Annotated in this window: 8 protein-coding genes; 6 read left to right on the forward strand and 2 right to left on the reverse strand. The window is 70.6% G+C overall.

The features are described from left to right. Nucleotides 1–23: 23 nt before the first annotated feature. Nucleotides 24–881: a (2Fe-2S)-binding protein gene (locus tag ACF08N_RS03880; RefSeq protein WP_392322974.1), complete on the reverse strand. Its 858-nt coding sequence runs from the start codon at nucleotides 879–881 to the stop codon at nucleotides 24–26. A gap of 228 nt (nucleotides 882–1109) precedes the next feature. Between ACF08N_RS03880 and ACF08N_RS03885 the strand changes: the two genes are divergently transcribed. The 3 genes from ACF08N_RS03885 to ACF08N_RS03895 are packed head-to-tail and all read left to right on the forward strand — an operon-like array spanning nucleotide 1110 to nucleotide 6996. After that, entirely contained in the window at nucleotides 1110–2300 is a 1191-nt protein-coding gene (locus tag ACF08N_RS03885; protein ID WP_392322975.1) for an acetyl-CoA carboxylase biotin carboxylase subunit family protein, read from the forward strand. Further along, entirely contained in the window at nucleotides 2297–5797 is a 3501-nt protein-coding gene (locus ACF08N_RS03890) for an IucA/IucC family protein (protein ID WP_392322976.1), read from the forward strand. Before ACF08N_RS03885 ends, ACF08N_RS03890 begins: the two co-directional genes overlap by 4 nt. Then, the gene (locus ACF08N_RS03895; protein WP_392322977.1) at nucleotides 5794–6996 is read left to right on the forward strand and encodes a type III PLP-dependent enzyme; all 1203 of its coding nucleotides are present in this window, start codon (nucleotides 5794–5796) and stop codon (nucleotides 6994–6996) included. Before ACF08N_RS03890 ends, ACF08N_RS03895 begins: the two co-directional genes overlap by 4 nt. 71 nt (nucleotides 6997–7067) lie before the next feature. On the opposite strand, the gene ACF08N_RS03900 is transcribed toward ACF08N_RS03895, so the two are convergent. Beyond that, the gene (locus ACF08N_RS03900) at nucleotides 7068–8015 is read right to left on the reverse strand and encodes a methionyl-tRNA formyltransferase (RefSeq protein ID WP_392322978.1); all 948 of its coding nucleotides are present in this window, start codon (nucleotides 8013–8015) and stop codon (nucleotides 7068–7070) included. Nucleotides 8016–8261: 246 nt separating this feature from the next. On the opposite strand from ACF08N_RS03900, the gene ACF08N_RS03905 reads away from it, so the two are divergent. The 3 genes from ACF08N_RS03905 (at nucleotide 8262) to ACF08N_RS03915 (ending at nucleotide 11899) form a co-directional block, all read left to right on the forward strand. Then, complete coding sequence (locus ACF08N_RS03905) at nucleotides 8262–9611, forward strand: lysine N(6)-hydroxylase/L-ornithine N(5)-oxygenase family protein (protein ID WP_392322979.1); 1350 nt, start codon at nucleotides 8262–8264, stop codon at nucleotides 9609–9611. Nucleotides 9612–9702: 91 nt separating this feature from the next. Beyond that, nucleotides 9703–10737 (forward strand): iron-siderophore ABC transporter substrate-binding protein, encoded by a 1035-nt coding sequence (locus ACF08N_RS03910; protein WP_392322980.1) that lies wholly within the window; start codon nucleotides 9703–9705, stop codon nucleotides 10735–10737. Between the two features lie 169 nt (nucleotides 10738–10906). Beyond that, a complete protein-coding gene (locus ACF08N_RS03915; protein ID WP_392322981.1) occupies nucleotides 10907–11899 on the forward strand; it encodes an iron-siderophore ABC transporter substrate-binding protein in 993 nt (330 codons plus the stop codon). The last annotated feature ends 39 nt before the right edge of the window (nucleotides 11900–11938 follow it).

Here is an 11938-nt window from a genome sequence, read left to right on the forward strand (position 1 = left end):
GGCCGGAGCCGTTTCGGGCGCTGTCAGTGCTCGCCCTGCAGCCTCTGCAGGCGCTCCGCGTCGCACGTCCGCGGGCATGTCAGGCATGCCTGGTCGGGATCGAGCGCGTAGTAGAGGCAGCAGCCGAGCCGGGTGCGCGTCGGGTGCCGCTGCCCTTCGCGTCCGGTCAGCCGGCGGAAGGCGGCGCCGCCGGGGAACGGTGGGATGCCGGTCGGGAGCAGCTCGGTCGCGGCCCGAACGGCTCGTTCCTCCTGGTCGAGCACGCGGCCGAGGTACCAGATGCCGGACACGAGGTCGTCGGCGACCATGCCCCACAGGGCGCGCGGGCCCCGGCGGGCGACCGGGCCGATGGCGGTCAGCAGGGGCCGTACGTGGTCGGCGACGGCGGACCGCAACTCCGCGCGCAGCGCCTCCTCGTGGCCGACGACCCGGGCGCCGGGCAGGAGTGCCGCCGGGTCGTCCGGCAGGCAGGCGAAACCGGACGTGGGGGAGACCTCCACGGCACCCGTCGCGAGGTCCAGCCGGATCTCGCCCGGGCGGATGCGCGGCACCCGCCGCTCCAGGTACCAGGGGCCGCTCATCAGCAGGCCGACGGGCCAGAGGTAGCCGTGCAGCGCGCGGGAGGCGGCGACGTCCCTGCGGGCGGTGAGCCCGTGGCGTTCCCGGATGCGGGCGGCCTCGGCGTCGACGAAGGCGTGCAGGGCCTCCTTGCTCTCCGCCGCCTCCGCGCCGCCGAGGTGCCCGCCGGCCGCCGGGCCCGGGGACGCGATCCGCACGTTCAGCGCTTCGCAGCAGGCCCTCAGGCGCAGATACGTGCCGGTGAGGGGAGAGGCGGCGGTCAGGTCAGGGCCGGCCGCGGCAGTCCCCGGAGCCATGGTCATCGACGCTCCAGCGTGAGGGAGGAAGGTAAGGCTTACCTTACGCATATCTCGGCTGACGCTGATCGAGGGGGTGTCACTTCCCGCGTGGCGGACGGAAGTTGATCCCTTAGGGTTACCTAACCTAAGCTGCCGCCGCCGAAGCCGGGAAACCGTCGGCACCGAGCCGGCCGCGGAGTACCCCATGCCGCTCATCACACGACCTCCTCGACTCGGAAGGGGCCGCCGCCCATGCGGCTGTACCTGCTTGCCCTCAACCCCACCGACTCGGTGACCGAAGGCTTCCTCCCCGCAGCAGCACGGCTCGGCCTCGGCGTCACGGTTCTCACGGACCAGCCCGACGCGCACCTCCGTTGCTCCCCGGACATCGAGGTCCTCCCGTGCGACGTACGCGACTTCCGCGCCGTCATCACCCGGATCTCGACACACCGCACGCCGGACGCGGTCTTCACCAACAGCGACCACCTCCAGACCCAGGCCGCCCTGGCCGCCCAGTACTTCGGGCTGCCGGCGAAGAACTGGCAGGCCGCGCTCCGCGCCAAGGACAAGGCGCACATGCGCCGTCACCTCGCCGCGACCGGTGCCGACACGGTGTGGTCCGCCGAACTCCCTGCCCAGGAGGACCCGGCAGTGCTGTCCCGCCTCGACGTGCCCTACCCCTGCGTGCTCAAGCCGCGTGAGGGCGTGGCCAGTGAGGACGTGGTGCTGGTCGACGGCGCCGAGGCCCTCGTACTGCGCTGCGAGGAGATCCGGGCCCGGCGGCCGCAGGCGGCACTGGTCGTGGAGGAGTACCTCGCCGGCGACCTGTACACCCTGGAGACGCTCGGCGACGGCCGCGTCCGGCACGTCCTGGGCGGCTTCCGCACGGACGTGTCCCCGCCGCCGTACTTCGTCGAGGAACGGATGACGCTGGTCCCGGCCCACCCCGAGCCGGTCGTCGCGCAGGTCCTCGCCCAACTCGACGCCCTCGGCGTCGGCTTCGGCGCCTGCCACACCGAATTCGTCGTCCTTGACGGCCGGGCCCGCCTCATCGAGGTCAACTACCGTGCCGCAGGCGACCACTGCGACCTGCTCCTGGCCCAGCTGCTCGACATCCCGCTCTTCGAGCACATCCTGCGTACGCACCTCGGAGAGCCGCTCCCGGACGACCTCGGCGCGCGCACCGGCGGCGCGGCCCGGATCGAATACCCCTGCGCCCGCACCGCGGGAACGCTGACGGCCGCCCCGGCCGCGGCGGACCTCCAGGTCGACGGCGTGACACTGTCGTACCGGCCACTGCGCGAGGTGGGCGAACGGCACGAGCTGTACCACACCAACCGCGACTACGTCGGCGTGCTCCGCGCCACCGGCACCGACCAGGAGACGGTCGACCGCGTCGCCACCGGCTTCCTCGCCGCGCAGGTCTGGGAGATCACCCCTTGACGGCAACGATCCCGGCCGCGACGAGCACCGCTGCCCCCGACACCGCCGAGAGCGACCTGCTGGTACGGGTCCTCGGCGCGCTGCTGCGGGAGGACGTCGTCGGCCTGCGCACCCGCTCCACGCTCGTCGACCGGCAGGACGGCCCCTGGCTGCGGCTCACGCCCCCCGGACGCGGCGACGATGCCCTGCTGCTCCCTGTGGTGGAGGACGGGTTCCAGAGTGTGTACGCCGCCAGGCTGCCCCTGCTCGTACGGGAGTCGGACGGCGCCGAACTGACCGGCTGCGGCCCGGTGCTGGACGCCCTGAGGGCGCTCGCCGACCCCGCCGACCGAGGCGGCTTCGACGCCCTCGCCGACGAGTGCCGACAGTCCCTCGCGACGACGCGGCTGCACACCCGCACCCGCGACGACGTCGTCGGCGGCCTGACGGCCCGCTACGGACCCGACCCCGCCGACTGGACCGGCCTGCGCGGCGGCCTCGCCCACGACACCCTCGCAGCCCGCCACGAGCACCCCGTCTACCCGACCGCGCGGGGGCGCTCCGGGCTCGACGACGGACAACTGCGCGCCTACGCACCCGAGTTCCACCCCCGCTTCGCGCTGCGCTGGCTCGCCGTGCCGCGGCATGCCCTCACCGTGCGGGGCACGCTCCCGCGTCACTGGCCCACACCCGCGACCCTGGGCCTGCCGGAGCTGTCCGCCGGCCATCTCGCCCTTCCCGTGCACCCGCTCACGCCCGGCGCCCGGCTGCGCGAGGCGCTGCGGGCAACGGGACTGGAGGGCGACGCGGTCCTCGCCGAGCTCCCGTACCTCGACGCCGTACCGACCTTGTCGATGCGCACGGTCGCGCTCGCCGCCCACCCCACCGTCCACCTCAAGCTGCCGCTCGCCACTGCCACCCTGGGGTGGCTCAACCGGCGGACCATCAAGCCCGGCACTCTGGTGGACGGCATGGCGGGTCAGCGTCTGCTGGAGAGCGTGATCGCCCGCGAGCCGCGTTTCCGCGACACCGTTCTGCACGCCGACGAGACGGTGTACGCCCACGCCGGGCACGAACTCCTCGCCGTGCTCTGCCGCCGCTACCCGGCCGGCCTCGACGACGCCGTGGTCGTGCCCATGGCGGGGCTGCTGAGCGAGGGTCCCGGTGGCCGACTGGTGATCGACCACCTCGCCGACCGCTTCTACGGGGGCGAACCGGTCGCCCTGCTCGACGCATGCCTCACTTTGCTCTTCGACTGGCAGACCACGCTCTTCGGCTACGGCATCGCCCTGGAGTCGCACCAGCAGAACATCTCGCTGGTCCTGGACGGCCGGCCGGGGCGCACCCGCCTGCGGCTGCTGCTCAAGGACAATGACGGCCCGCGCGTCAACACCCGCCGCCTGCGCGAGGCCCTCGGTGCCGACGCCCTCGCCGCGGCCGGGTTCGACGACGCCCGGATCCTCGTCGACGACGACCGGGCCGTCACCGACCTGTTCACCACGATCACCGTCCACCTGTGCGCGGGCGCGTACGCCTTCGGGCTGGCCCGGCACGGCCGCGCCCCGCTGGAGACGCTGCTCGGGCTGGTACGCGACCGGCTGGCCGAGGCCGTCGAGCGGCTCGGCACCGCGCCGGGGCAGCCGGGTGCCGTGCTCCGCGCCCATGTCCTGCGCGCCCCCGAACTGCCGGTCAAGGCGATGGTCACGGCCGGGACCCTGCTCACCAAGGAGCGCTCGGGCGCCGCCGACATCAACAAGCACTACACGACGGGCCCGAACTACCTGCGCCGGGTGAACCCGCTCGGTACCGCCCCCACCGGCCTCCCCACCGCCGACCACGTGGTGGCCCACACCCTGCTCAACTGCTTCCTGCGCGAGGTCTCGGGTCCCGAGCACCAGATCGCCGTCGACGACGGCCATCTGCTGTTCCGCCTGCCCCGCCGAGATGTCCTGCTGCGCATCGCTGTGCGCCGTACGTCCCTGCTGGGCGCCCACCGGTTCAGGGGGCCGGTGCTGGAGCAGCGGGACGGCGGCTGGGCGGACGTCGACTGGCGGCGCCTCGCCGCGTACGTCCAGGAGGAGCTGTCGCTCCGCACGGGTGTCCGGAACGAGGAGTTCTCGGACCAGCTCGTCTCCAGCCACCGGGCCGTCTCCGCCGCGCTCGCCGCACGATCCGGGCAGGCAGCGGCCGGCGGCGACGGGCTCGCCACCTACCTCGCCTCCGAGCAGTCCCTGCTGTTCGGCCACCGCTTCCACCCGACGCCCAAGGCCCGCTCGGGCGACGCCGCCTCCTGGCTGTCGTACGCGCCCGAGGCCGGTGCCTCCTTCCCGCTGCGCCATCTCGCCGTCCGTGAGCACCTGATCGCCGAGGAGGCCGCAGGGGACGGCGCCACCGCCCCGCTCGACGGGCTGTGCCCCCATGTCCCGGCCGGCTACCGGCTGCTGCCCGCGCACCCGTGGCAGTACGAGATGCTGCGCGACCGTCCCCCGTTCCGGGAGGCCCTCGACCGGGGCGACATCCTCGACCTGGGCCCGGGCGGCCGGCCCTTCGCCGCCACCGCCTCCGTGCGCACCCTCTACGACGGCGAGACGTTCCTGAAGTTCAGCCTGAACGTCCGCATCACCAACTGCCTGCGCAAGAACGCCAGTTACGAGCTGTCCGGGGCGGTCGCCCTGACGCGGGTGCTGGAGCCGGTCCTCACCGATCTGGCCGACCGCTTCCCCGGCAGCGCCGTGCTCCGCGAGCCCGCCTACCGCAGTCTCGCCCTGCCCGGCCCCGACGGCACACCGGACCGCGCCCTGCTCGAAGGCTTCGGTGTGATCGTCCGCGAGGGACTGTCCGCCCGGCTCATGCCCGGCACCACCCCGCTGCTCGCGGCCGCCGTCGCCGATGAGTACCCGACGGGCCCCGGCCACCTCTCCCGCCTCCTGGACGGCGCGGGCCCGCGGGCCGCACTCGACTGGTGGGCGGCGTACCTCCAGCTGCTCGTACCGCCCGTCCTGGCCGCCTACTTCGACCACGGACTGGTGCTGGAACCGCACCTGCAGAACGTGCTCGTCTGCGTGGACGACGACGGCATGCCCGCCCAGGTCCTGTTCCGTGACCTGGAGGGGACCAAGCTCGTCCCCGAACACCACGCCGACACCCTCGCCGGGCTCCCGGCCGACGTCGCCCGCCCCCTGACGTACGACGCCCGGCGGGGCTGGGACCGCGTCGTGTACTGCCTGCTGGTCAACCACGTCGCCGAGATGCTCGGTGCCGTCGCGGACCTGCACCCGCGGACAGAGCCCGCGCTGTGGGCCGAGGTCCGCGCCACCCTTCAGACGTATGCCGACCGGCACGGCTGCCCGCCGCGGCTCGCGGCCCTGCTCGCCGGGGTGCCCCTGCCGGCCAAGGCCAACCTGCTCACCCGCTGGGAACGCCGGGCCGACCGCGAGGCCGGTTACCTGTATCTGCCCTCACCGCTCGCGGAGGACGTGGTGTCCACCGCCGACCCCGTCCGGAGCGATGCCCGATGACCGCCCCCACCGCCGCCGTGCGCGACCGCGTCCTGGCCCTGTCCTCGGCGGAGCTGCCCGCCTACGTCTACGACCTCGCGGCCCTGCGCGAGCACGCGGCGGCCGTGCGGACGGCCCTGCCCGAGCGCGCCGAGCTGTACTACGCCGCCAAGGCCAACCCGGAGCCGGAGATCCTCGCCGCCCTCGGTCCGCTGGTGGACGGCTACGAGGTCTCCTCGGGCGGCGAACTCACCCACGTCGGCAAGGCGGTGCCGGGTCACCCCCTGGCCTTCGGCGGCCCCGGCAAGACCCCGGCCGAGATCACGACTGCGCTGGAACAGGGCGTGGGCCGCTTCCACATCGAGAGCCTGCACGAACTCGCCGTGCTGGCCGAACTCGCCCGCCGCGTGGTGCCGGACACGCGCGTGGCCGTCCTGATCCGCGTCAACCTGCCTTTGGCTCGGGCACCGGAGGGCTGCTCCCTGGTGATGGGAGGGCGCCCGACCCCGTTCGGCCTCGACCCGTCCGACGCGGACACGGTCGTCCGCCTGCTCACCGACGGCACCCACCCGCACCTCGAACTCCACGGCGTCCACGCCCACCTGGCCAGCGGCCTCGACGCACCCGAGCAACTGGCGGTGGCCGAGTCCGTCGTGACCTGGGCCGCCGGCCTGGCACGACGCCACCGGATCCGCCTCACGGAGGTCAACGTGGGCGGCGGCATGACCGTCGACTACGCAGACCCGCGGCGTCGCTTCGACTGGACCGCCTACGGCACGGGCCTCGCCCGCCTCGCCGGCGCCCACCCGGACCTGACCCTGCGCATCGAGCCGGGCCGCGCCCTGACCGCGTACTGCGGCTGGTACGCCACCGAGGTCCTGGACGTGAAGAACAGCCACGGCGAGGAGTTCGCCGTCGTCCGCGGCGGCACCCACCATCTGCGGACCCCGGCGACCAAGGGCCACGACCAGCCCTGCTCCGTCCTGCCGGTGGACGCCTGGGCCCACCCCTGGCCGCGTCCCTCTGCCCGGCACGGCCGGATCACCCTCACCGGCCAGCTCTGCACCCCCAAGGACGTTCTCGCCCGGAATGTTCCGGCGCCCGGGCTCCGAGCCGGTGACCGGGTGGTGTTCGGCCTCGCGGGAGCCTACGCGTGGAACATCTCGCACCACGACTTCCTCATGCACCCCCGGCCTGGCTTCCACTTCCTCGACCACTGACGCGAAAGCGCCGCCGCCGCGTGGACCGGCTGATCCACGCGGCGGTGCCGGCCGGACGGTGCAGCCCGTCGTCAGGGACGACTGGTGAGATATCCGCCCATCGCGGTGAAGTAGTCGGTCGCGGGCATCTCCTCACCGTCCTCCGTGCGTATCCGGGTGATGGCGAGGCCGTGGTTGCGGCCGGTGCGGGCGTCGGCTCCGGCCACGATCACCACGCCGTCGCCCTCGCGGTAGAAGATGCGGCCGGGAGTACCGCCGTAACGGCCCTCGGACACGACCGCCGCCAGGATCTCCAGGCGCTTGCCCTTGTGGAAGGTGAAGGCGCTCGGGTACGGGGCGGACTGGGCGCGGACGAGGCGGTCGAGGTCTTCGGCGGGCCAGTTCCAGTCGATACGGATGTCTTCGGCGGACCGCTTGTGGAAGAAGCTCGCCTGGGACCGGTCCTGCTTGGTGAAGTCGGTGCGTCCGGACGCGATGAGGTCGAGCGCGCCCGTGGTGACCGGGGCGATGAGGTCCACGGTCTTGTGGAACAGGTCGGTGGTCGTGTCCCTCGGCCCGACGGCCACCGCCTGCTGGAGCACGATGTCACCGGCGTCGAGCTCGTCGTCCATCATGTGCGCGGTCACGCCGACTTCGCTCTCGCCATTGATGAGCGCCCAGATCAGCGGGGAGAAGCCCGCGTACTTCGGCAGCAGCGAGTCGTGGACGTTGAGGGTGCCGTGCCGGGGCAGGCCGAAGATGCGCGGGGGAATCCACGTCCGCCAGTTGTTGGCCACGATGATGTCCGGGTCCGCCTCCTTGAGCCGCGCGAACAGCTCCTCGTCGTCGGGGCGGTTGCGGATCAGTACGGGGACGCCGTGCTCCTCGGCGAGGTCGGCTACCGAGTCGCTCCAGATCTTCTCGTACGCGTGGTCGCTCTTGGGGTGCGTCACGACCATCACCACGTCGTGTTCGGAGTCCAGGAGCGCTTGCAGGGTGCGATGCCCCCAGGTCTGATAACCGAACATGACGACCCGCATGGGTTCCTCCTCAGAGCGATGATGAATCAGCGCCAAGTAAAGCAAGCCTTACCTAACAGTGCAACGACGCCTGATTTGGGCGATGTTCGGGCCCATGCTCCACCGCTTGTCCGTTTTGTCCGGTCGACACGGCTCCCCAGATCAGGTTAGCTTTACCTAAGTTCCGCTGGGCCGCCGCTTCGCCGGTGTGCCCTGCTGCCGTTCCCCAACGCCTGACAAGCGGCTGCCCCGCACGATGGGAGTGACATGTCACAGGCTCTTCCTGACGACGCACCTCTGATCCACGACCTCATAGGAATCGGCTTCGGGCCGTCCAATGTGGCCATGGCGATTGCGCTCAGCGAGCACAACGCAAGCGTCGGAAGGCAGGAGGCGGTCACTGCTCACTTCTTCGAGCGGCAACCGCGCTTCGGCTGGCACCGCGGCATGCTGATCGACGACGCCACCATGCAGGTCTCCTTCCTCAAGGACCTGGTGACCCTGCGCAATCCGGCGAGCGAGTACAGCTTCCTCTGCTACCTGAAGAGCAAGGGACGGCTGATCGACTTCATCAACCACAAGAACCTGTTCCCGCTGCGGGTCGAGTTCCACGACTACTTCGAGTGGGCCGCGGCCAAGGTGGACGACATGGTGTCCTACGGACACGAGGTCGTCTCCGTGCAGCCCGTCGTACACGACGGAGTGGTGCAGTACGTGGACGTGACGGCCCGTTCGGGGTCGGAGCTGGTCGTCCACCGGGCGCGCAACCTCGTGATCGGCACGGGTCTGCGGCCGCAGATGCCCGAGGGCATCGAGCGTACGGACCGGATCTGGCACAACTCCGACCTGCTGGCACGGGTGGAAGGGCTGAAGGACGCCGACCCGTCCCGCTTCATCGTCGTCGGCGCCGGCCAGAGTGCCGCGGAGAACGTGGCGTACCTGCACCGGCACTTCCCCCGGGCCGAGGTCTGCGCGGTCTTCTCCCGCTACGGCTACAGCCCCGCGGACGACAGCAGCTTCGCCAACCGGATCTTCGACCCGGAAGCGGTCGACGAGTTCTTCACGGCGCCCGAGGACATCAAGCGCAAGCTGATCGGCTACCACGGCAACACGAACTACTCTGTCGTGGACATCGACCTGATCGACGACCTCTACCGCCAGGAGTACCAGGAGAAGGTCCTCGGCACCCGGCGTCTGCGCTTCCTCAAGGTGTCCCGGGTCACCGATGTGGTCGAGACCCCGGACAAGGTCCGTACCACGGTCGAGTCGCTGGTCACCGGAGAGAAGACTCCGCTGGACGCGGATGTGCTGGTCTATGCCACCGGATACCGGTCGGCCGACGCCTTCGGACTCCTCGGAGACGTCGAGGCGTACTGCCACCGCGACGACGAGGGCCGCGTCCGCGTCGAGCGTGACTACCGCATCGCGACGAACCCCGAACTCCGCTGCGGGATCTACCTGCAGGGCGGCACCGAGCACACGCACGGCATCACGTCGTCCCTGCTGTCGAACACCGCTGTCCGGGTCGGCGACATCCTTCAGTCGATCGTCGAACGAGGGCAGGAGCCGGCCGGCGTTCCCCGGCACGCCGACGACGAGATCCCCTCCTCCCTCTGATCAAGCCTCCCCCACAGTCGCGCCCGCTCGGTGGCTTCGCCGCCGGGCGGATGTGACGCGCTCCGTGAAACCCCCGTGAAAGGAAACATCCGTGTCCATTGGTTCACGCCCCGCGCTGACGAGGATCGTCAGACACCTCCCCCGCGTGGCTGTCGCCGCTGTCGCGGCGTTGGCGCTGACCGCCTGTGGCGGTGGCGCCGACAAGACCGAGTCCAAGCCGTCCGGGGAGTCGAGCGCGAAGTCGGCGGCGTTCCCGGTGACGGTCGAGCACAAGTACGGCAGCACGACGATCGAGGCGGAGCCGAAGAAGGTCGTCACGCTGGGCCTGTCGGACCAGGACGCGGTGCTGGCGCTGGGTGTCAAGCCGGTCGGTTCGGTGGACTGGTTCAAGGAGCAGCCGTACGGCAAGTGGCCGTGGACCAAGGAGCTGTGGGGTTCGACGCCGCCGCAGATCGTGGGCGAGCGTGACGAGTACAACATGGAGAAGATCGCGGCTCTCAAGCCGGATCTGATCATTGCTCAGTACTCGGGCATGAAGAAGGAGCAGTACGACACGCTCTCCAAGATCTCCAAGGTGGTCGCCCAGCCCAAGGGCGCCGAGGACTACCAGGCGTCCTGGCAGGTGATGACCCGGCAGATCGGCAAGGCGTTGGGCAAGACGGCCGAGACCGAGAAGCTGATCAGCGGCATCGACGAGCGCTTCAAGGCCGTCCGCGACAAGCACCCCGAGTGGAAGGGCAAGACCGTCGCCGTCGGCGAGCCCTTCGGCGGCAAGTACTCCGCCTTCTCGCCCAAGGACCCCAAGGTCGTCTTCCTGACCGAGATGGGCTTCACCACCTCCAAGGCCTATCAGGACGCGCTGGGCAAGCAGAACATCGCCGAGCTCAGCTCCGAGCGCCTCGACGTGATGGAGGCCGACCGGACCGTGTGGCTGGGTACGCCCGAGTCGGAGAAGGCCGTGAAGGCGGACCCGCTCTACAAGAAGCTGAAGGTCCACCAGGAGAAGCGTGACCTGTTCCTCCCGTACAGCGACCCGGACATCGGCGCGGCGCTCTCCTTCAACACCGTGCTGAGCATTCCCTACGCCATCGACGAGGTCGTGGCAAAGCTTGAAGCCATCAAGTAGCCGGCACGCCTCCCCGCGATACGTCCGGCTCCCACAGTCGCGCCTGCCCGGTGGCCGTCTCCCACCGGGCAGGCGTGACAGGCACCGTGGAACCACCTGAAGGGAAAGTCCTGTGTCCTTTGGCTCACGCCCCGCGCCGCTGACGTGGACCGTCAGACGCATCCGACGTGTGGCTGTCGCCGCTGTCGCGGCGTTGGCGCTGACCGCCTGTGGCGGTGGCGCCGACAAGACCGAGTCCAAGCCGTCCGGGGAGTCGAGCGCGAAGTCGGTGGCGTTCCCGGTGACGGTCGAGCACAAGTACGGCAGCACGACGATCGAGGCGGAGCCGAAGAAGGTCGTCACGCTGGGCCTGTCGGACCAGGACGCGGTGCTGGCGCTGGGTGTCAAGCCGGTCGGTTCGGTGGACTGGTTCAAGGAGCAGCCGTACGGCAAGTGGCCGTGGACCAAGGAGCTGTGGGGTTCGGCGCCGCCGCAGATCGTGGGCGAGCGTGACGAGTACAACATGGAGAAGATCGCGGCTCTCAAGCCGGATCTGATCATTGCTCAGTACTCGGGCATGAAGAAGGAGCAGTACGACACGCTCTCCAAGATCTCCAAGGCGGTCGCCCAGCCCAAGGGCCACGAGGACTATGCCGCCCCCTGGCAGGTGATGACCCGCCAGATCGGCAAGGCGCTGGGCAAGACGGCCGAGACCGAGAAGCTGATCAGCGGCATCGACGAGCGCTTCAAGGCCGTCCGCGACAAGCACCCCGCGTTCGCCCGGCAGAGCCTGACCGTGGCCGACAGCTTCCAAGCGGGCACGTACTCGGCGTTCACCAGCACCGATCCCAAAGCGATCTTCTTCTCCCAGTTGGGCTTCCGACTGAACCCCGAGATCGACAAGCTCGCCAAGCCCGGCTGGAACGTCGCCGAACTCAGTGCCGAACGGCTGGACGTGCTCGACGCCGACCGGCTCGTCTGGGTCACCTCCAGCACCGGCGCCAACGACCGGATCAAGGCGGAGCCCCTCTACAAGAAGCTGAAGGTCGCCCAGGAGAAGCGCGACCTGTTCGTGCCGTACCAGGACCCCGACATCGGCGCGGCGTTCTCCTTCAACACGGTGCTGTCGATCCCGTACGCCATCGACGAGATCGTGCCGCTGCTTGCCGGCGACGCCAACTGACGACTCACCACAGAAGCACAACCAGGGAAAGGCCACACG

This window comes from Streptomyces sp. NPDC015127 (assembly GCF_043080095.1).
GTDB lineage: Bacteria > Actinomycetota > Actinomycetes > Streptomycetales > Streptomycetaceae > Streptomyces.

Coding starts and splice junctions, on each gene's coding strand:
- ACF08N_RS03880 (WP_392322974.1), bottom strand. CDS start 881: ATGACCATGGCTCCGGGGACTGCCGCGGCCGGCCCTGACCTGACCGCC.
- ACF08N_RS03885 (WP_392322975.1), top strand. CDS start 1,110: ATGCGGCTGTACCTGCTTGCCCTCAACCCCACCGACTCGGTGACCGAA.
- ACF08N_RS03895 (WP_392322977.1), top strand. CDS start 5,794: ATGACCGCCCCCACCGCCGCCGTGCGCGACCGCGTCCTGGCCCTGTCC.
- ACF08N_RS03900 (WP_392322978.1), bottom strand. CDS start 8,015: ATGCGGGTCGTCATGTTCGGTTATCAGACCTGGGGGCATCGCACCCTG.
- ACF08N_RS03905 (WP_392322979.1), top strand. CDS start 8,262: ATGTCACAGGCTCTTCCTGACGACGCACCTCTGATCCACGACCTCATA.